This is a genomic window from Kitasatospora sp. NPDC001540, from assembly GCF_042894345.1.
GTDB lineage: Bacteria > Actinomycetota > Actinomycetes > Streptomycetales > Streptomycetaceae > Kitasatospora > Kitasatospora phosalacinea_C.
Genome location: NZ_JBIAVO010000001.1, coordinates 546,997 through 565,989, shown reverse-complemented (window position 1 = coordinate 565,989; position 18,993 = coordinate 546,997). Strand labels below are relative to the sequence as shown.

The following is an 18,993-nucleotide window of genomic DNA, read 5'->3' as shown; positions in this document are numbered from 1 at the left end:
CCGGGCCTCCGAGCGTATGGCCCATGACCACGTCCAGTTCCGTTCCCCCGACCAGCGAGCCGTGGCCCGACGCCGCGAACCACCCGCCACCGGCGGTCGCGCCCGACGCCGCCGGGCCCGCCGCAACCGGGCCGACCGAGTGGCCCGCCACCGCGCCGCTCCCGCCCGCCGGGGCCGGACGCGAGCGGCCGCCCGCTGAGACGCTGTTCCCGCCCGTCGCGCTGCCGCCCGTCGGCCCCAAGGGCCGGGCCTCCTGGGCGGGCCGACTGCGCACGCTGCCCGCCCGCACCTGGCGGGGCCGCCAGGACGACCCGAGGTGGGTGCGCCCGGCGTTCCTCGGCCTGCTGCTGGCCACGGCCGTCCTGTACTTCTGGAACCTGACCGCCTCCGGCTGGGCGAACTCCTTCTACTCGGCCGCCGTGCAGGCCGGTTCGGTCAGCTGGAAGGCGATGTTCTTCGGGTCCTCGGACGCGGCGAACTTCATCACCGTCGACAAGCCGCCGCTGGCGCTGTGGCCGATGGCGCTCTCCGCCCGGATCTTCGGCCTCAGCTCGTTCAGCGTGCTGGCCCCGCAGGTGCTGATGGGCGTCGGCACGGTCGCCGCCGTGTACGCGACGGTGCGCCGCCGCTCCTCCGCGCTCGGCGGCCTGGTCGCGGGCGCCGCGCTGGCGCTGACCCCGGTCGCGGCGCTGATGTTCCGCTTCAACAACCCGGACGCGGTGCTGGTGCTGCTGCTCACGCTGGCCGCGTACGGCATCGTCCGGGCCACCGAGACGGCCTCCACCCGCTGGATCGTCCTGGTCGGCGTGATGTTCGGCCTGGCGTTCCTCGCCAAGACCCTGCAGGCGTTCCTGGTGCTGCCCGGCTTCGCCCTGGTGTACCTGGTCTGCGCGCCCACCACGCTGCGCCGCCGCCTCCTGCAGCTGCTGTACGGCACCGTCGCGATGGTGGTGGCCGGCGGCTGGTGGGTCGCGATCGTCGAGCTGATGCCCGCCTCGGCCCGCCCGTACATCGGCGGCTCGCAGGACAACTCCTTCCTCTCCCTGACCTTCGGCTACAACGGCTTCGGCCGGATCACCGGCAACGAGACCGGCTCGGTCGGCGGCGGCGGCCGCACCGCCTTCTTCAACGCCGAGGGCGGCGTCGCCGCCGGAGGCCCGGGCGGCGGCCCCGGCGGTGGCGGCGGCGGTGGCATGTGGGGTTCCACCGGCGTCACCCGGCTGTTCGACGGCGACATCGGCGGGCAGATCGCCTGGCTGATGCCCGCCGCCCTGATCCTGCTGGTGTTCGGCCTGTGGGCGACCCGCCGCCACCCGCGCACCGACTCGGCCCGGATCGGCTTCCTGGTGTGGGGCGGCTGGCTGCTCTCCACCGCGCTGACCTTCAGCTTCATGTCCGGCATCTTCCACCAGTACTACACGGTGGCCCTCGCCCCGGCGGTCGCCGCCCTGGTCGGCATGGGCGCGGACGGCCTGTGGAAGGTCCACCACCGCCTGCCGTACGCCGCGGTGCTCGCCGCGACCCTGCTGGTCACCGCCTGGTGGGCGCACCAACTGCTCGGCCGCAGCGCCGACTTCGTGCCGTGGCTGCGCGACGCCGTGCTGGTCGGCGGCGTCCTCGCCGCCCTCGGCCTGCTCTTCGCGGGCCGGATCCCCGGCCGCACCGGCCGCCGGATCGCCACCGTCGCGGGCCTCACCGCCCTCGCCGCGGGCCTGGCCGGCCCGACCGCGTACGCCCTCGACACCGTCTCCACCGGCCACAGCGGCTCCATCGTGACCGCGGGCCCGGCCGTCCAGGGCGGCGGCTTCGGCGGCCGGGGCGGCTTCCCCGGCGGTGGCGGCGGCCGGACGGGCTTCCAGGGCTTCCCGGGCGGCGGCCGGAACGGTGGCACCGGCGGCACCGGCATGCCCAACTTCCCCGGCGGCAACGGCGGCAACGGTGGCAACGGCATGCCCAACTTCCCCGGCGGCAACGGCATGCCCGCCTTCCCCGGCGGCAACGGCAACGGCAACGGGGGCAACGGCGGCACGGGCACCTTCCCCGGCTTCCCGGGCGGCACCACCGGCGAGGACGGCCGCACCGGTCGCGACGGCCGCGGCGGCTTCGGCGGCATGGGCGGCCTGCTGAACGGCGCCCAGGTCTCCTCCGAGGTGGCCGACCTGCTCAAGCAGGACGCCGACAAGTACACCTGGGTCGCGGCCGCGGTCGGCTCGCAGAACCAGGCCAGCTACCAACTCGCCAGCGGCGAGCCGGTGATGGCGCTGGGCGGCTTCAACGGCAGCGACCCGTCGCTCTCCCTCGACGGCTTCAAGCAGTTGGTCAAGGAGGGCAAGGTGCACTGGTTCATCGGCGGCGGCGGCATGGGCGGCGGCAGCATGGGCGGCTCCTCCTACTCCTCGGAGATCGCCTCCTGGGTGGAGTCCACCTACACCGCCAGGACCGTCGGCAGCACCACCATGTACGACCTGACGGCGGCGCCCAAGGCGAGCAACTGACCCGTCCCGCCCCCGCGCCCTGGGGCCCGTCCGGACCGACTCCCCTCACCGGGGAGCCCCGGACGGCCCCGGGGCCGCTCCCCGTCCTACCGCCGCGGGCTCAGCCGCCGCACAGCGCGAGCATGGTCCTCTTGTCGGCGGGCGTCACCGGCAGCTGGTACTTCAGCGAGACCTGCGCCCACCGGATCGCGTACGAGCAGTGCACCGCGGTGTTGGCGGGCAGCCAGGTGGCCGGGCCGGAGTCGCCCTTCGAGGCGTTCTGCGAGCCGTCGGCGGGGATCAGGTTCAGCGGGTCGTTGGCGATCTGCACCCGCTTGGCCTTCTCCCACCGGGCGGCGCCCTGCTGCCAGTCGTAGGACAGCGGCATCACGTGGTCGATCTGGATCTTCGACGCCTGCTGCTTGTTCCACTGCACGGTCTTGCCGGTGTACGGGTCCCAGATGGTCATGCCGGTGACCGTGCAGGAGGAGCCGTCCTTGTGCTCGACGTTCTGCCCGTCGCGGGCCAGCACGTCGTCGCGCGTCCCGCAGTTGTTGTGGCCCAGCGGCACGCCGTCCACGTTGTCGGTCCACGGCGGCCCGAACTGGTCGCGGTCGTAGCCGGTCTTCGGCCCCGCGTCGGCGGTCTTCACCTGGCTGATCAGGTCGCGTCCGGCCTTCCGGTCGGCGTCGGAACCGACGGGCGCCAGGCCGGGCTTGGTCCCGTCCGGGTTCTGCAGCGGGTTCGTCCCCTGGGAGACCGTCCCCGGGCTGCCGGTGCCGCCGTTGCCCTTGGTGCTGCTGGTGCAGCCGGCGAGGGCGAGCGGTCCGAGCAGCAGGACGGCGACGGCTGCGGTACGGGTACGGGTACGGCGGGATCGCACGGTGTTCCTCTGCGGCTCGGCGGCTCTGACGGCCCACCAGGAGACCAGCCCCGGCACCCGGGGTCAAGCCGGTCGGGCCGCGGCATGACCCACCTCACAAAGCGGGCAAATGTCGACGCCGCCGCGCATCCGACCGTCCGTTTCCCACCAGCGGCCGCCACCCGGCGATCACCGCCCCGCGACGGCCGCTCCACGGCGACCGCCGCGCACCCGTCAGGGCCACAGCCTCCCGCGCGTCCACTCCTCGCCCCGGCGCTCGTAGCACAGCCGGGTGTGCCGACGCTGCTTGTCGGCCTGCCAGAACTCGACCCGTTCGGCGCGGACGGTGTAGAGCGTCCACTCGGGCACGACCAGGCCGGGTTCCCGTTCGACGCGTTCCAGCGCCAGCTCGGTGGCCCGTTCGAGCTCCCGGACGTCGGGCAGCGGCCGACTCTGGTGACCGGCCAGCGCCTCGGCGCGCGAGCCGGGCGAGCGGGCCAGGAAGTCGGCCGCGCTGTTCTCCGGCGACTCCGGCTCGACGGGGCCGGTGACCCGGACCTGCCGGGCCTGCTGCGGCCAGTAGAACGACAGCGCCGCCACCGGGTTCGCGGCCAGGTCGCGACCCTTCGGGCTGGCGGCGTTGGCCGCGAACTGCCAGCCGTACCGGTCCACGTTCTTGAGCAGCAGCGCCCGCGCCGAGGGCGTCCCGTCGGCGCCGACGGTCGACAGGGTCATCGCGTGCGGCTCCCGGACCCCGGCCTCCACCGCCCCGGTCAGCCAGTCGAGGAACAGCTCCTCGGGCCGCTCCGGCGCCGCGTCCGGGTCGAAGTCGGGCAGTTCCCCGGCGAAAACCGCGAGGCCCCGCAGGTACTGCCTGACGTCCGCCGTGTCGATCTCCCCCACGCGAAATCCCCTTCCCCGCCCGGTGTCCGACGCACGCCGACGATCCTACGCCGCGCCCCGCCCGCCCCGCCCGCTCAGCTGTCATCGACGGTCCCCGGCCGCCGCGTCACTGCCCGGGACGTGACTCCGTCGCAACCAAGCGGTCAGGCCCGACCGAGGTGGAAGACGGTGACGGTGATCGTCCGGTCGTGGACCTCGTACTGGACACGGTAGAGGCCCACCTGAATCCGGTAGATCCCGCTGCCTCCCACGGTGAAGGCCCCCGTCGGCCGGGGGTTGTCCGCGAGCAGGTCGACGGCCCGGAAGACCTGCTGGATCCCGGCTCTGTCATCGGCGGCGTACTTCTGCGCCACGGCCAGGGCCTGGGGCTCCCAGACGATGCCGTAGGTCACGGCGCCTCTCCGAGGACCTGGCGGCGGGCCTCGTCGTGCGGAACGCCCGGGCCGGTCTCGCCGCGCGCCTTCCGAGCCAGGTACTGGGCGGTGGCCCGGTGGTACTCCAGCTCCTCCAGCTCGGCGGGGCTGATCAGGACGGCCATGGTCTGGCCCCGGTCCGAGAGGGCGATGTGCTTCTGTTCGGCGCTGACCTGCCGCGCCAGGGCCCCCAGCTTGTTGCGGGCCTCGGTGATCGGATAGGTGTCCATGCGCCAAAGCTACCAGTAGTGCGCACTTCAGCGCGGAACATTGCAGTAACCTGGCCCACCGGTTTCGACACCGCCCGGTGCCCCTCCCAGCCCGACGCCGACCTGTCCGGCCTCGGCGGGGCGGTCGAGAAGCCGTCCTCCCTGCGGGGCCCCAGCTGCCGCTCAGCCGCCGATCGCGGACATCGGCCGGTCCGGCCGGACGAAGTCGGTGTCGCCGATCCGGTGCCCGGGGCCCTTGCGGGAGACGCAGGCGCGCCAGGCCTCTTCGATCCGGTCGTCGTCGGCGCCGCCGCGCAGCAGGGCCCGCAGGTCGGACTCCTCGGTGGCGAACAGGCAGTTGCGCAGTTGGCCGTCGGCGGTCAGCCGGACGCGGTCGCAGCCGCCGCAGAACGGACGGGTGACGGAGGCGATCACGCCGACCACGTGGTCGGTGCCGGAGAGCCGCCACTCCTCGGCGGGGGCGTTGCCGTGCCGTCCGACCGGGACGAGGGTCCAGCGGGCGGCGAGGGCGGCGAGGATCTCGTCGGCGGTGACCATCGCGGCCCGGTCCCAGGCGCCCTGGGCGTCCAGCGGCATGGACTCGATGAAGCGCATCCGGTAGCCGCCCGCGACCGCGAACTCGACCAGGTCGACGAGTTCGTCCTCGTTGACGCCGCGCACCGGCACCGCGTTGACCTTCACCGGGGCCAGCCCGGCCCGCTCGGCGGCGGCCAGCCCGGCCAGGACGTCGGCGAGCCGGTCGCGGCGGGTCAGCGCCGCGTACCGCTCGGGGCGCAGGGTGTCCAGGCTGACGTTCACCCGGTGGAGTCCCGCCTGCTTCAACTCGGTTGCGCGGCGGGCGAGTCCGATGCCGTTGGTGGTGAGCGAGAGCTCCGGCCCGAGGGCGGCCAGTTCGGCGACCAGCTCGGGCAGGCCGCGGCGCAGCAGCGGTTCGCCGCCGGTGAGGCGCAGGGTGCGGATGCCGAGGCGGTGGACGGCGATCCGGGCCAGGCGCAGCAGTTCCCCGTCGGTGAGGGCCTGGTCGCGCGGCAGCCAGTCGAGCCCTTCGGCGGGCATGCAGTAGGTGCAGCGCAGGTTGCACCGGTCGGTGAGGGAGATCCGCAGGTCGGTGTGGACCCGGCCGTGGCGGTCGACCAGCGGGGCGGGTGCCTCTGCGGGGGCGTCCGTGAGGGCGTCTGTGGTGCGCGGTGCCATGGGGCCAGTGAACGGGGACGGCCGGGGCGCGGTCCAGGGACGGAACGGCCGGGAGCGGCGGACGGGCGGCGGGGGCGGCCTGTCGGATCGTCCAAGGCGGCGGGGCGCGGCGCGGGGGCAGACTGGCGCCATGACTGACGGGACGGGCGGCGGCGCGGGCGGCGGGACGACCGGCCGCGCCGCGGGGCCGCGGGTGCCCGCCCTGGTGCTGGCGGCCGGTGGCGGTTCCCGGCTGGGCGGGCGGCCGAAGGCGCTGCTGCGCTACCGGGGGCGGTCGCTGCTGGAGCACGCGCTGGCGGTGGCGGCGGAGGGCGGCTGCGACGGGGCGGTGGCGGTGCTGGGGGCGGCGGCGGCCGAGGTGCGGGCCCGGGCGGACACCGGCGACTGTCGACTCGTCGACAATCCGGACTGGCGGACGGGCATGGCCTCCTCGCTGCGCACGGGCCTGGCCGCGCTGCCGCCGGGGGCGAGCGCGGTACTGGTGCTGCTGGTGGACACCCCGGGCGTCACGGCGGAGGCGGTCCGCCGCCTGCTCGCCGTGCACGCCGGGCGCACGGACCTGGCCTCGTGCGCCTACGCCGGGCGCCGGGCGCACCCGGTGCTGATCGGCGCCGCGCACTTCCCGTTCCTGCTCGCCACCGCGAGCGGCGACACGGGGGCCCGGGCCCTGCTGGCGAGCCGCCCGGTGAGGCTGGTGGACTGCACGGACGCAGCCGTACCGGACGACCTGGACACCCCGGCCGACCTGCTCCGCTGGGGCGTCGAACCCCCCGGGAGCCCCCCCGACCCGCCGTGACCGCCGCACGGCCCCACCGCCCCACCGCCCCACCGGCCCCACCCGCCCCGCCCCGCGCCGGTGGGTCAGCGCTCGGCCTCGGCCAGCAGGACGGCGGCCAGTTCGCCGGGCACCGAGAGCATCGGCCAGTGGCTGGAGTCGATCACGACCGACTGCCAGGCGCCGCCGTCGGTCAGCGCGGCGGCGTCGGAACGGGGCGGGGAGCCCTCGCGGCGGCAGTACACGTAGCTGGCGGTGAGCGAGGCGAGCGGCCGGGGCAGCTCGGCCGGGTCGGTGAGGGTGGCGCCGGGGTGCGGGACGGCCCGGGCGAGGAGGCGCCGGGTGCGTTCCGGGTCCAGGCCGTGGGCGGCGAAGGCGGCGGGCGGCAGCGGCGGCCAACTGCCCCCGTGGGCGGCGATCGTCGCGCGGAGGGACGCGCCGCCGTCGGGGAGCGAGTCGGCGAAGGGCCGTCCGGGCACGGGCAGGTTGGCGTCCACGAAGACGGTCCGGCGCAGGCGGTCGCCGAGCCGGGCGGCGGCGACGCCGACGGGGACGCCGGAGTAGCTGTGCCCGACCAGGACGGTACCCCCGCCGTCCCCGGCCCCGACCCCCTCCACCGCGGCCACCACGTCCCGGACGTGCCCCTCCAGCCCCGTGGTCTCCTCGCGGCGCTCGGCCAGGCCCGCCAGGGTGATCGGCACGGCCCGGTGCCCGGCCGCCTCCAGCAGTGGCACCACGTCGTCCCAGGCCCAGGCGCCGAGCCAGGCACCGGCCGTCAGTACGAATGTCGTCATGCCGGAAACCTATGCCACGTCCCTTGCCGCCGAAGGGAGTTGACCATCCTTCGACCTTCGGCGCCCGAGCGCGCCGAGCGGGGCCGGTCAGGGCCGGTCGGGGCCGCCCGCCGCGCCGCACGATCGGGGACGCAGCGTCGACGGCAGCCGCGTGCGCCCCCGGCGCGCAACCGTTCGCGCACCTTTCCGCCACCTCAACTCCGTTGGAGGAATCCCTGATTCCGCACCGGCCGGGGCTCCGATCGGCCAGGATGGAGGCACCCTCCCACCCGATCCGAACGGACGGTGACCGCCATGCCGCTGCCCGAGGACGCCGCCGACACCACCGGCACGACCGCTTCGGCGGGTTTCCCGCCCGGTTCGCCGTCGGGGGCCAGCCAGGTGCGCTGCCCGGCCTGCCGGGCCGAGCACCGGTACGAGCCGCCGAGCCTGCCGTGCCCGTGCGGGGCGCAGTTGCGGGTGCCGCTGCTGCGCGGCGGGGTGCCGGTGCAGGTGCGCTTCCGGTCCTGGGAGGACTCCTGGCTGACCATGCGCTGTCCGCACTGCGGGCGCAGCGACCAGTGGCCGCAGCCGGAGTTCACCTGCAACTGCGGGGCGACGGTGCGGCTGCCGGTGGACCGGGTGCCGCGGCTGCAGAGCGCCGGTCCGCGCTCGGCGCGCCCGGTGGAGAGCGCCCGCCCGTACACCACGGCGGTGCCGCCGGCCGGGTCGGCGGACCCGCTGGCGGCGGGTTCGGGCGCGGCCCGGGCGCTGCGTCCGCCGTTCCGCCCGCAGCCGGTGCGCACCCCGCGGGACGCGGTGCTGACGGCGGCCCGGTACCTGCAGTGGCTGGGCTTCCACGACCTGGAGCTGACGTCGGACCAGGAGCGCGACTCGACCACCCTGCTGGGGAGCCGGATCGTGGCCCGGGTGGACACCTGGACGGAGCCCGCCGACGTGAAGGCGGTGGAGTGCCTGTGGCTGGAAACGCTCCACGGCGAGGACGTCGCGGCGGCGATGTTCACCGTCTCCGGGTACTCCCGGCAGACCGTGGTGCGCGGCGAGCAACTGCTGGTGGCGCTGTTCACGCTGGACGCGGCGGGCATCCCGCAGCCGTCGAACGGCGCCGCGGAGGCGCTGATGGAGACCGGCTGGACGTCCTGACGCCCCGCCGTCACGCCACCGTCCGGATCGGGCCGTTCCGGATTTCCTCGCGCTCGTGATCTGGTGCACAAGCTCCCGCGCGTGTTGAATTGCCGCCACGACGCGGGCCCTTGGGGAGGCCCGGCGGGTCGTTGCATGGCGCGCACAAGGAGGTGGCGTTGTCGGTGCACGGGACTGCCCCGGGGGGCATGGCGGACGTCGTCTGGCGGCTGAGGTCGCGCGGCTGCTGGCAGGAGGCCGCGGACCTGCTCCGCCCGCAGGCCGGCCGGGACCCGACCGCCGCGCTCCAGCGAGCCGAACTCCTGATCGAGCAGTGCCTGTTCACCGCGGACCACTGGGAGCGCGCGGAGGACGCGCTGCGCCAGGCCGAGGCGTCGGTCGCGGGCATCGAGGCGCGCGCCGCGGCGTCCTGCGCGCGCGGGTACCTGGCGTACGTGGCGAGCGTGCTGGGCCGCCGGGACCGGCTGGACGAGGCGCAGGCCGCGCTGGGGCGGACCTCGGCGCTGCTGGCGCCGCGGGCGCCGGGCCGTCCGCTGCTGGACTTCCGGCGCGGGCTGGTCGCGGAGAACCTGCTGCACGACCCGGCGGCGGCGCACAGCGCGTACGCCCGGGCGCACGAGGGGGCCCGGGAGCGCGGGGACGAGCTGCTGCGCTCCTCGACCTGGCGTCACCTGGCGGGCCTGGCCCTGGCGTCGGGCGACCGGGAGCGGGCCCACGCGGGGTTCGCCGCCTCGTTGCGGCTGCGCGAGGAGCTGGGTTTCACGGTGGGGGTGGCCCCGGCGCTGGCCTCGCTGGCGGAGGTGTCGGAGCCCGCCGAGGCGGAGCGGCTGCGGGCGGAGGCGGCCCGGCTGGTGCAGGCGCTCGGCGGGGTGCCGGTGTGGCTGGCGAAGCGGCTGGCGCAGGTCCCGGCCCAGCCGGGACCCCCGGACGGCGGTGGGCGACGCGACCTCCGGCACGGCATCAGCTAAGGTGAGGCTTACCTGCCCGGGGTGAGCAGCAGTCCGGGCGGGTCCACCTCGCCGTGCCCGGGCGCGCCCCGGGAGCACCACCCCGGGAGCCCGCGTGACCGTCCACCAGGTCGAGCAGTCCCCCTCGTCCCTCACGGCGCTCCCCTGCCGGGGCAGCTGGCTGCGCCTGTCCCGGGCCTTCCCCGACCTGCGGATCCAGCACGCCGCCCCGCGCACCGGCCCCGGCTGGGCCACCGCCGCGGCGCTGGCCGACGACCCGGCCGCGCTGGCGGCGATGATCGCCTTCGACGAGCGCCTGGGCCTGGACCTGTACGGCGCCCCGACCCGGCCGGACGTCACCGCCGGGTTCAGCCTGCACCGCTACGCCTGGCCGGTCTCGCTGGCCTTCACCCTGCCCTGGCTGCTGGAGTCCCGCGTCCCGCTGCTGCCGCCGTCCCGGGTCTCGATCAACCGCACCACCGGCGAGCTCACCGCCCGTCCGACCGGCTTCCACTGCCTGCCCGGCGACGTGGCCGCCGACCGCCCCGACGCCCTGGTCGTCCCCGACCGCCCGGCGCTCGACGCGGCCCTGCGCACCGCGCTCGCCGAGCACTTCGCGCCCCTCCTGGACGCATTCCGCCCCCACGTCCGCCGCGGCCCGCGCACCCTGTGGGCGCTGGTCACCGACGACGTGGTGGACGCCCTCTGGTACGCGGCGGGCCTGCTCGGCGCGGAGCCCCGGGCGGTGGCCGCGCTCGACGCGCTGCTGACCGGCGACGCGGCGGCGGCCCCGTTCGTGGGCACGCCCGGCTTCCGCGAGCAGGACGGCGCCCGGGCCCGGACCAGGGTCAGCTGCTGCCTGTACTACACCGTCCGCCCGGCCGAGCTCTGCGCCAGCTGCCCGCGCGCCAAATAACCCTGACGATCCGACGGTAATTCCACCCCCTGACCGGAAATTCCCCCCTAACGGGGTAATGGCCCCGATCCCGGCCTGATCGCCGAATTTCTCCGCCATGATGGTCCCCGCCATCACGACGCGGAAAGCGAGGCTGGATCAGCTCATGAGACTGTCGGACATACCGCTGGGCTGGGCCGTCGCCGGCACGGCCGGCCTGGTGGCCGCCGTCGCCCTGCTGGCCTTCGCCCGCGGCCGGGCCGGCTCCGCCACCACCACCGGCGGCGGCGCGGACTCCTCCTGGGAGCGCGCCGAGGAACGCCGCCGCCGCGCCGAGTCGCTCTACGGCGGCGCCTCCTACCTGCTGCTCTTCTGCTGCGCCGGGGTCGCCGCCGCGCTCTCCTTCCACGGCCTGGTCGGCTTCGGCGTCCAGAACCTCGGGCTCTCCGGCGGCTGGGAGTACCTCGTCCCGTTCGGGCTCGACGGCGCGGCGATGTTCTGCTCCGTCCTGGCCGTCCGCGAGGCCAGCCACGGGGACGCGGCGCTCGGCTCCCGCATGCTGGTGTGGCTGTTCGCCGCCGCGTCCGCCTGGTTCAACTGGGTGCACGCCCCGCGCGGCCTCGGCCACGACGGCGCCCCGCAGTTCTTCGCCGGGATGTCGCTCTCCGCGGCGGTGCTGTTCGACCGGGCCCTGAAGCAGACCCGGGTCGCCGCCCTCCGCGAGCAGGGGCTCGTCCCCCGCCCGCTCCCGCAGATCCGGGTGGTCCGCTGGCTGCGCGCCCCGCGCGAGACCTACGCGGCCTGGTCGCTGATGCTGCTGGAGGGCGTCCGCACCCTGGACGAGGCGGTCGAGGAGGTCCGCGACGACAAGCGGACCGCCGCCGAGGACCGCGAACGCCGCCGGATGGCCTCCCGCCGCGAGCGCGCCGAGATCCGCGCGATCGGCCGCCAGCCCGGCAGCGGCTGGCGCCACCGCACCGCCCGCCAACTCGAACCCGCCGCCCCCGCGGCCCCCACCGCCCCGACGGAGCCCGCCATAGCACCCCCGACCGGCCTCCCCGCGACCCCGGCCCCGCACCGCAGCATCGACCTCACCCCGGACGAGGACACCGTGACGCTGCCGCGGCTCGACTCCCTGGAGCAGAAGCTCAAGGACCTGGAGCAGCAGTTCGGCTGAGCTTTTCGGCAGATGCGGGGGAACGCACCAGGGGCCCGGGGAACGGCGGGTCCGAGCTGCTGGCGGCCGGAGCCCAGCGGTGTGTCCGTGCTGCTTCGGGCCGTAGTGACAGAACCCGAAGTCACCGCACGCACCGGCAGTGAACCGTGAGCAGCTCCGAGCCCGCCGTTCGCCCGGCCCCGGCGGAGCCGTTCTCAGGTGCTGAGCTCGAACCACATCCGCTTGCCGCTCCCCCGGGGCTCCACGCCCCAGGTGTCGGCGAGCGCCTCGACCAGCATCAGGCCGCGCCCGGAGGAGGCCTGTTCGCCGGGGGTGCGGCGGGTGGGCCACAGGTCGGACTCGTCCTCGACCTCGACCCGCAGCCGGGCCCGGCCCTGCTCCTGGTAGAGGCGGGCGGTGAACATCGCGTCGCGGTCGGTGTGCCGGATCGCGTTGGTGACGAGTTCGGAGGAGAGCAGCTCGGCGGTGTCGATGAGTTCGGGCACGCCCCAGCGCCGCAGCGCGTCCCGGAGCTCGCCGCGCAGTTCGGAGATCCGGGCCAGGTCGGCCTGCCCGATCCGGCGGCGCAGTTGCTGCGCGGCGCGCCCGCCCGCGGGGCCGTCCCAGCGGAGCAGCAGCAGCGCGATGTCGTCCTCGCGCTCGCTGCTGTCGGAGGCCTGGTTGGCGATCCGGTCGGCGAGTTCCTCCAGCGGTTCGCGGGGGGACTCGTCGACGCCGGGGAGGTGGCCCGAGACGGTGGCGCAGAGCCGGGCGAACCCGGTGTCGAGGTCCATGTCGCGGGCCTCGACGAGTCCGTCGGTGCAGAGCACGACCGTCTCGCCGGGGTCGAGGCTGAACCGGGTGACCCGGTACTCCTCGTCGGGGTCGACGCCCAGCGGCAGGCCGCCGGAGACCGGGACGGGGTGCGCGGTGCCGTCGGCGCGGCGCACCACGGGGTCGAGGTGCCCAGCCCGGACGGCGTAGACCACGCCGTAGTCGACGTTGACCTCGGCGTAGGTGCAGGTCGCGAAGTGGTCGGTGTCGAGGTCGGCGAGGAAGCGGGAGGCGCGGGCCATCACGGCGGCGGGCGGGTGGCCCTCGGCGGCGTAGGCGCGCAGCGCGATCCGCAGCTGGCCCATGATGCCCGCGGCGTGCACGTCGTGGCCCTGGACGTCGCCGATGACCAGGCCGACGTGGCCGCCGGGCAGCGGGACGACGTCGTACCAGTCGCCGCCGATCTGCAGGCCGGAGCCGGCCGCGAGGTAGCGGACGGCGGTGCTGACGCCGGGGACGGCGGGGACGGTGCGGGGCAGCATGACGCGCTGCAGTCCGGCGGCGAGTTCGTGCTCGGCGTCGTGCAGGCGGGCCCGGGCGAGGGACTGGGCGACCAGCCCGCCGAGGGTGGAGAGCAGGGTGCGCTCGTCGGCGTCGAGTTCGCGGGCGTCGTCGAAGGAGACCACGCAGATGCCGGTGGGACGGCCGCTGGCGATCAGCGGGAGGAACGCCCAGGAGGAGCGGCCGCTCTCCTCGGCCCAGTCCCAGGCCTCGGGGTAGCGCTCGCGGTACTCCTCGCGGCTGGAGACGAAGATCGGGGCGCGCTGCCGGATCGCCTCGGCGGCGGGGTGGGCGGGGGCGAGCTGGACGCGGTCGAACTGGTCGCTGAGCCCGTTGTGGTAGCCGCTGGAGCCGAGCAGCGCGATCCGTCCGGCCTCCAGCGAGGCCAGCGCGAGGCCGTCGGGGCCGAGGCCGGGCAGCGGGAGTTCGGTGAAGACCCGGGCGACGTCCCGGACGGTGACCGCCTCGGAGAGCGCCCGGGCGGCCTCCTTGATGAACCGGGAGCGCTCCTCGCGCAGTTGGGCCTGCTCGTCGGCGCGCTCGCGCTTGCGCAGTTCGACGGTGGCGTCCCAGACGAAGCCGACCATCCGGGACGGGCGGCCGAAGGCGTCGGCGAGGACCCGGCCGCGGAAGCGCACGGCGTGCAGCTCGCCGTTCGGGAAGACGGTGCGGTAGTAGGCGCCGCACTGGCCGAGCTCGGCGACGGCCCGCTCGACCCGGCGACGCACCACCGGCGCGTCCTCGGGGTGGAGCAGCGCCAGGAAGGAGGCCGAGGTCCGGTCGAACGCCTGGCCGACCAGTCCGAGGATGGTGCAGGCCCGCTGGTCGCCGACCAGGACGTCGCGCCGGATGTCCCAGTCGAAGGAGCCGATGCCGTTGGCGGCCATCGCCGGTTCGAGCCACTCGGGGCTGGAGTCCCCGGTACGGGTGGGCAGGCCGCGGCCGGACGGCGACGGCACGGTCCGGCCGGCGGCGGGGCCGACGGCGGTGCGCAGCGGGTGCGTGGTGGTCTCGTTCCTGGTGGCCTGGGCGGGCGGGGTGCGGCGGGCGGGCCCAGGCGCCTCGGGCTCTGTGGCCATGCTTCTCCTGCCGGTGCCTTGCCTGGCGGCCGGTGGTTGTCCGTGTCCCCTGCTGGGCCGGCCGGACCGCGATGGTGGAGTGTGCCTCCTGGCACACATTCTCACTAGCCTCTCGTATGTTCGGCAATGCGGCAATGCCGGTGCGCCGAACGGCACGGATCGCACACGATCGCCCCTGGCATATTCACCCGCCTTCACCCGCCGCGCAGCCCGGCAGCGCCTCCGCAACGACCCGGCGGCGGCTCCGGAATTCCCCGGATCAGAGCGCGGACAGCTCGAACCAGGTGGTCTTGCCGTCCGCCCGCAACTGCACGCCCCAGTCGTCCGCCAGCGCCTCCACCAGCAGCAGCCCCCGCCCGGAGGTCGCCGTCTCGGAGGCGGGCCGCCGGCTGGGCACCTGGCCGACGCCGTCCTGCACCTCGACCCGCAGCCGCGACGCCTCGGTCAGCACCGCGTCGAACACCGCGCCCCGGCCGGTGTGCACCAGCGCGTTCGTGACCAGCTCGGAGGCGAGCAGCTCGGCGGTGTCGGCCAGCTCCGGCGCGACGCCCCAGTGCTCCAGCGCGGCCCGCAGCCGACGCCGGATCGCCCCCACCGCCGGCAGGTCCGCCGCGTCCAGCGAGGCGTGCAGGCGGCGGTGCAGCGCGCACCCGGGCTGGTGCTCCACCGGCGCGTCCGGCACCGGCCCCCGGTACTCGGCCCCCTCCCGCCACGAAGCCGACCGCTGTCGCGGAAACCTTGCCTGACCGTCCATCAACCTCGTACGCCCCCGCCGTAGTTCCGGGACGGCCACCCCGGTCCCCCACCGGGCCGGTGACCGTTCTTCTCGCCTTCCTCATGCCCACTGAACCACCGGAAAACCCCTCGGCGGACGAAGGGGGAGCAAACCGGGGGCCCGGGGAACGGCCCGGTCCGCGTGGCGCAGGGGCCCCGACGGCACGACCCGTGCGCCCGACGCCTCCCCGGGCCCCGAGGACGCGCCTCCCGCTCATTGGCCCCTCCCCCCTTGTCGGGAGTGTCGGCGGTGCTAAGTTTGAACGGCGTTCTAACATTGCTGGTGACCCCTCTCCACCCCACCCCGCTACCCCTCGAAGCGAGGCATCGTGCGACTGACCCCCACTGAACGGGACCGGCTGCTGATCTTCACCGCGGCCGAGCTGGCCCGCGCCCGGCGGGCGCGGGGCGTGCGGCTGAACGTCCCCGAGGCGACGGCGCTGATCGCGGACACCGTCTGCGAGGCGGCCCGCGACGGGCGGCGCCTGGCGGAGGCGATCGAGGCCGGGCGGACGGTGCTGAGCGCGGCGGACGTGCTGCCCGGGGTCGCCGACGTGGTGACGGTGGTGCAGGTGGAGGCGGTGTTCGAGGACGGGACGCGGCTGGCCGTGGTCACCGACCCGTTCCGCGGCGCGGGCTCGCTCGGCGAGGACGCCCCGGGCGCGGCGCTGCCGGGCGACGGGGCCGGGTACGACCCGGTGGAGGAGGTGCTGCTGCTGCCGGTGCACAACACCGCCGCGGTGCCGATCTCGGTGACCTCGCACTTCCACTTCTTCGAGTCCAACCCGCGCCTGGCCTTCGACCGGGCCGCCGCGTACGGCACGCACCTGGCGGTCCCGGCCGGTTCCTCGGTGCGCTTCGACCCGGGCGCGACGGTCGAGGTGGGCCTGGTGCCGATCGGCGGGGCGCGGGTGGCGATCGGGTTCGCCGGGCTGGTGGACGGCCCGCTGGACGCGCCGGGCGCGAAGGAGGCCGCGCTGGCCAAGGCCCGGGCGACGGGCTACCTGACGGAGTTCGACGACGCGGAGCCCGCCCAGTGACCACCCCCTCGATCCCCCGGAAGGACCCCGCATGAGCGCCATCACCCCGCACGACTACATCTCGGTGCACGGCCCGCGCGCGGGCGACCGGGTCCGGCTCGGCGACTCCGGCCTGATCGTCCGGGTCGAGTCCGACTCGCAGGCCCCCGGCGACGAGTTCCTGGCCGGGTTCGGCAAGACCGCCCGGGACGGCCTGCACCTGAAGCCCGCCGCGGTCCGCGAGACCTGCGACGTGGTGATCTCCAACGTGCTGGTGATCGACGCGGTGCTGGGCGTCCGGAAGACCTCGATCGGCATCCGGGAGGGCCGGATCGCCTCGATCGGCCGGGCGGGCAACCCGGACACCCTGGACGGGGTGGAGGTGGTGGTCGGCACCGGCACCACCATCGTCTCGGGCGAGGGCCTGATCGCCACCGCGGGCGCCGTCGACACCCACGTGCACCTGCTGTCGCCGCGGATCATGGAGGCCTCGCTGGCCTCCGGCGTGACCACGATCATCGGCCAGGAGTTCGGCCCGGTCTGGGGCGTGGGCGTCAACTCGCCGTGGGCGCTGCGGCACGCGTTCAACGCCTTCGACGCCTGGCCGGTCAACATCGGCTTCCTGGGCCGCGGTTCGTCCTCCGACCCGGCCCCGCTGGTGGAGGCGCTGGCCGAGGGCGGCGCCTCCGGCTTCAAGGTGCACGAGGACATGGGCGCGCACACCCGGGCGCTGGACACCGCGCTGCGGGTCGCCGAGGAGTACGACGTCCAAGTGGCGCTGCACACCGACGGGTTGAACGAGTGCCTGTCGGTGGAGGACACCCTCGCGGTCCTCGAGGGCCGCACCATCCACGCCTTCCACATCGAGGGCTGCGGCGGCGGCCACGTGCCGAACGTGCTGAAGATGGCGGGCGTGGAGAACGTCATCGGCTCCTCCACCAACCCCACCCTCCCGTTCGGCCGGGACGCGCTGGGCGAGCACTACGACATGATCGTCTCCGCCCACGACCTCAAGCCCGACCTGCCCGGCGACGCCGCGATGGCCCGCGACCGGATCCGGGCCGGGACGATGGGCGCCGAGGACGTGCTGCACGACCTGGGCGTCATCGGCATCACCTCCTCCGACGCCCAGGGCATGGGCCGGGCGGGCGAGACGGTGCGCCGCACCTTCGCGATGGCCGGGAAGATGAAGGCCGAACTCGGCCCGCTGGACGGCACCGGCTCGTACGGGACGGCCGAGGGCGGCGACGACAACGAGCGGGTGCTGCGCTACATCGCCAAGCTGACGATCAACCCGGCGATCGCCCACGGCCTCTCGCACGAGATCGGCTCGCTGGAGGTCGGCAAGCTGGCCGACGTCGTGCTGTGGCGCCCCGACCACTTCGGCGCCAAGCCGCAACTGGTGCTGAAGGCCGGGTTCCCGGCGTACGGCGTGGTCGGCGACCCGAACGCCTCCACCGACCGCTGCGAACCCCTCGTCCTGGGGCCGCAGTTCGGCGCGCACGGGGCCACCGCCGCGGACCTCTCGGTCGCGTTCGTCGCCCAGGCCGCCGCCGACTCCGCCTACCTGGACGTGGCGGGCGACCAACTCCCCACCCGCAGGCGGCGGGTGGGCGTGCGCGGCACCCGCGGCATCGGGCCGCGCTCGATGCTGCGCAACGGCCGGATCGGGCAGGTCGACGTCTCCGAGACCGGGCTGGTCTCGCTGGACGGCGAACCGCTGCGCTCGGCGCCCGCCGACTCGGTCTCGCTCAGCCGCCTCTACTTCCTCTGACCCCCGACGGCTCCCCCGACGACTCCCCGATCGAAGAACGCCCCTCCCCCGCTTAGGACTTCACCCTCATGACCAGCTCCCCCACCCCCGCCTCGCTCGGCTTCCGGATGCCCGCCGAGTGGCACCCGCACGAGCGCACCTGGATGGCCTTCCCCACCCCGAACCCGACCTTCGACGGCGCCGAGCAGTTGGACGCCGCCCGCCGCGCCTGGGCCGAGGTCGCCAACACGATCGTCCGGTACGAGCCGGTCACCCTGGTGGTCAACACCGGCGAGAGCGAGGAGGCCCGCCGCTACCTCGCCCCCGAGGTGGAACTCGTCGAGCGGCCGCTCAACGACGCCTGGATGCGCGACATCGGGCCGTCCTTCCTGATCGGCGAGAACGGCGAACTCGCCGCCGCCGACTGGGTGTTCAACGGCTGGGGCGCCCAGTCCTGGGCCCGCTGGGACAAGGACCAGGACATCGCCGAGCACATCACCGAACTGACCGGCGTGCAGCGCTTCGCCTCCCGGCTGATCAACGAGGGCGGCGGCATCCACGTCGACGGCGAGGGCACCGTCCTGGTCACCGACACCGTGCAGTTGGGCGAGGGCCGCAACGCCGACTGGACCCGGGAGCAGGTCGAGGCCGAACTGCACGCCCACCTGGGCACCACCAAGGCGATCTGGCTGCCGCGCGGACTGACCCGCGACTACGACGAGTTCGGCACCCGCGGCCACATCGACATCGTCGCCGCCTTCGTCCGCCCCGGCACCGTGGTCGTCCACTCCCAGCCCGACCCGGCCCACCCCGACCACGCCGTCTGCCAGGAGCTCGCCGACCTGCTGCGCGCCGCCACCGACGCCCGCGGCCGCTCCCTGGAGGTCATCGAACTCCCGGCCCCCACCGTCCTGTTCGACGAGGACGGCGAGCCGGTCGACTACTCGTACATCAACCACTACGTGGCCAACGGCACCGTCGTGCTGTGCGCCTTCGACGACCCGCGCGACGAGCAGGCCAAGGCGATCCTGGAGAAGGCGTACCCGGGCCGCACCGTCGAACTGGTCGACGCCCGCGAGATCTTCGCCAACGGCGGCGGCATCCACTGCATCACCCAGCAGCAGCCGCGCGCCTGAGCGCGCTGAACGGCCGCGGGCCGGAACATCCCCCGGACGGGGGGGGGTTGCGGCCCGCGGGCGGTTTAGGGCGGGCGCCCCCCCCGGCGCCTCGCGGCGGCGCCGGCGGGG

At 75.2% G+C, this 18,993-nt stretch carries 17 protein-coding genes; 9 read left to right on the top strand and 8 right to left on the bottom strand.

The annotated features are described in order from the left end of the window. The first annotated feature begins 23 nt into the window (after nt 1–23). Nucleotides 24–2,495 (top strand): ArnT family glycosyltransferase, encoded by a 2,472-nt coding sequence (locus ACFY00_RS02545; RefSeq protein ID WP_388026409.1) that lies wholly within the window; start codon nt 24–26, stop codon nt 2,493–2,495. A gap of 100 nt (nt 2,496–2,595) precedes the next feature. Here the strand turns inward: ACFY00_RS02545 and ACFY00_RS02540 are convergent, their stop codons facing one another. The 5 genes from ACFY00_RS02540 to moaA form a co-directional block, all read right to left on the bottom strand. Beyond that, entirely contained in the window at nt 2,596–3,357 is a 762-nt protein-coding gene (locus ACFY00_RS02540; RefSeq protein ID WP_388026408.1) for an HNH endonuclease family protein, read from the bottom strand. A 213-nt stretch (nt 3,358–3,570) separates the two neighbouring features. After that, entirely contained in the window at nt 3,571–4,239 is a 669-nt protein-coding gene (locus ACFY00_RS02535; RefSeq protein ID WP_388026406.1) for a pyridoxal 5'-phosphate synthase, read from the bottom strand. A gap of 143 nt (nt 4,240–4,382) precedes the next feature. Beyond that, nucleotides 4,383–4,631: a type II toxin-antitoxin system RelE/ParE family toxin gene (locus ACFY00_RS02530; protein ID WP_388026404.1), complete on the bottom strand. Its 249-nt coding sequence runs from the start codon at nt 4,629–4,631 to the stop codon at nt 4,383–4,385. Next, nucleotides 4,628–4,882 carry a type II toxin-antitoxin system Phd/YefM family antitoxin gene (locus tag ACFY00_RS02525; RefSeq protein ID WP_388026402.1) on the bottom strand — a complete coding sequence of 85 codons (255 nt, stop codon included), beginning with the start codon at nt 4,880–4,882 and terminating at the stop codon, nt 4,628–4,630. The genes ACFY00_RS02530 and ACFY00_RS02525 overlap by 4 nt, the downstream gene beginning before the upstream one ends. A 162-nt stretch (nt 4,883–5,044) precedes the next feature. After that, on the bottom strand, nt 5,045–6,076 hold the full coding sequence (gene moaA, locus ACFY00_RS02520) for a GTP 3',8-cyclase MoaA (protein WP_388026401.1): 1,032 nt from the start codon (nt 6,074–6,076) through the stop codon (nt 5,045–5,047). A gap of 130 nt (nt 6,077–6,206) precedes the next feature. Here moaA and ACFY00_RS02515 point away from each other — a divergent pair, with 130 nt between their 5' ends. Next, nucleotides 6,207–6,872 carry an NTP transferase domain-containing protein gene (locus tag ACFY00_RS02515; RefSeq protein ID WP_388026399.1) on the top strand — a complete coding sequence of 222 codons (666 nt, stop codon included), beginning with the start codon at nt 6,207–6,209 and terminating at the stop codon, nt 6,870–6,872. A gap of 65 nt (nt 6,873–6,937) precedes the next feature. Here ACFY00_RS02515 and ACFY00_RS02510 read toward each other — a convergent pair whose 3' ends face one another. Further along, nucleotides 6,938–7,645, bottom strand: a complete 708-nt coding sequence (locus ACFY00_RS02510; RefSeq protein ID WP_388026398.1) for an alpha/beta fold hydrolase — start codon at nt 7,643–7,645, stop codon at nt 6,938–6,940. 294 nt (nt 7,646–7,939) lie between these two features. Here ACFY00_RS02510 and ACFY00_RS02505 point away from each other — a divergent pair, with 294 nt between their 5' ends. The 4 genes from ACFY00_RS02505 to ACFY00_RS02490 all read left to right on the top strand — a co-directional run bounded on the left by ACFY00_RS02505 (nt 7,940) and on the right by ACFY00_RS02490 (nt 11,807). Then, nucleotides 7,940–8,788, top strand: a complete 849-nt coding sequence (locus ACFY00_RS02505) for a hypothetical protein (RefSeq protein ID WP_388026396.1) — start codon at nt 7,940–7,942, stop codon at nt 8,786–8,788. Nucleotides 8,789–8,976: 188 nt separating this feature from the next. After that, a complete protein-coding gene (locus tag ACFY00_RS02500; protein ID WP_388026395.1) occupies nt 8,977–9,756 on the top strand; it encodes a hypothetical protein in 780 nt (259 codons plus the stop codon). A gap of 94 nt (nt 9,757–9,850) precedes the next feature. Further along, on the top strand, nt 9,851–10,651 hold the full coding sequence (locus tag ACFY00_RS02495; protein WP_388026394.1) for a (2Fe-2S)-binding protein: 801 nt from the start codon (nt 9,851–9,853) through the stop codon (nt 10,649–10,651). Between the two features lie 145 nt (nt 10,652–10,796). Next, nucleotides 10,797–11,807 carry a DUF2637 domain-containing protein gene (locus ACFY00_RS02490; protein WP_388026392.1) on the top strand — a complete coding sequence of 337 codons (1,011 nt, stop codon included), beginning with the start codon at nt 10,797–10,799 and terminating at the stop codon, nt 11,805–11,807. Between the two features lie 194 nt (nt 11,808–12,001). Here the strand turns inward: ACFY00_RS02490 and ACFY00_RS02485 are convergent, their stop codons facing one another. After that, nucleotides 12,002–14,200 (bottom strand): SpoIIE family protein phosphatase, encoded by a 2,199-nt coding sequence (locus ACFY00_RS02485; protein WP_388026390.1) that lies wholly within the window; start codon nt 14,198–14,200, stop codon nt 12,002–12,004. 259 nt (nt 14,201–14,459) lie between these two features. Next, complete coding sequence (locus ACFY00_RS02480) at nt 14,460–14,867, bottom strand: ATP-binding protein (protein ID WP_388026389.1); 408 nt, start codon at nt 14,865–14,867, stop codon at nt 14,460–14,462. Between the two features lie 436 nt (nt 14,868–15,303). Between ACFY00_RS02480 and ureA the strand changes: the two genes are divergently transcribed. The 3 genes from ureA to ACFY00_RS02465 all read left to right on the top strand — a co-directional run bounded on the left by ureA (nt 15,304) and on the right by ACFY00_RS02465 (nt 18,882). After that, nucleotides 15,304–16,014, top strand: coding sequence for an urease subunit gamma (gene ureA / locus ACFY00_RS02475; RefSeq protein WP_388026388.1), 711 nt, complete (start codon nt 15,304–15,306; stop codon nt 16,012–16,014). Between the two features lie 31 nt (nt 16,015–16,045). Then, nucleotides 16,046–17,767 carry an urease subunit alpha gene (locus ACFY00_RS02470; protein ID WP_388026387.1) on the top strand — a complete coding sequence of 574 codons (1,722 nt, stop codon included), beginning with the start codon at nt 16,046–16,048 and terminating at the stop codon, nt 17,765–17,767. 68 nt (nt 17,768–17,835) lie between these two features. After that, nucleotides 17,836–18,882, top strand: a complete 1,047-nt coding sequence (locus ACFY00_RS02465) for an agmatine/peptidylarginine deiminase (RefSeq protein ID WP_388026386.1) — start codon at nt 17,836–17,838, stop codon at nt 18,880–18,882. Nucleotides 18,883–18,993 lie beyond the last annotated feature (111 nt).

What these genes read in the sequence shown, in the direction of transcription:
- ACFY00_RS02515 (WP_388026399.1), top strand. Translation starts at nt 6,207, where the DNA reads ATGACTGACGGGACGGGCGGCGGCGCGGGCGGCGGGACGACCGGCCGC.
- ACFY00_RS02490 (WP_388026392.1), top strand. Translation starts at nt 10,797, where the DNA reads ATGAGACTGTCGGACATACCGCTGGGCTGGGCCGTCGCCGGCACGGCC.
- ACFY00_RS02500 (WP_388026395.1), top strand. Translation starts at nt 8,977, where the DNA reads ATGGCGGACGTCGTCTGGCGGCTGAGGTCGCGCGGCTGCTGGCAGGAG.
- ACFY00_RS02470 (WP_388026387.1), top strand. Translation starts at nt 16,046, where the DNA reads ATGAGCGCCATCACCCCGCACGACTACATCTCGGTGCACGGCCCGCGC.
- ACFY00_RS02545 (WP_388026409.1), top strand. Translation starts at nt 24, where the DNA reads ATGACCACGTCCAGTTCCGTTCCCCCGACCAGCGAGCCGTGGCCCGAC.
- ACFY00_RS02525 (WP_388026402.1), bottom strand. Translation starts at nt 4,882, where the DNA reads ATGGACACCTATCCGATCACCGAGGCCCGCAACAAGCTGGGGGCCCTG.
- ACFY00_RS02505 (WP_388026396.1), top strand. Translation starts at nt 7,940, where the DNA reads ATGCCGCTGCCCGAGGACGCCGCCGACACCACCGGCACGACCGCTTCG.
- ACFY00_RS02485 (WP_388026390.1), bottom strand. Translation starts at nt 14,200, where the DNA reads ATGGCCACAGAGCCCGAGGCGCCTGGGCCCGCCCGCCGCACCCCGCCC.
- moaA (WP_388026401.1), bottom strand. Translation starts at nt 6,076, where the DNA reads ATGGCACCGCGCACCACAGACGCCCTCACGGACGCCCCCGCAGAGGCA.
- ACFY00_RS02510 (WP_388026398.1), bottom strand. Translation starts at nt 7,645, where the DNA reads ATGACGACATTCGTACTGACGGCCGGTGCCTGGCTCGGCGCCTGGGCC.
- ACFY00_RS02465 (WP_388026386.1), top strand. Translation starts at nt 17,836, where the DNA reads ATGACCAGCTCCCCCACCCCCGCCTCGCTCGGCTTCCGGATGCCCGCC.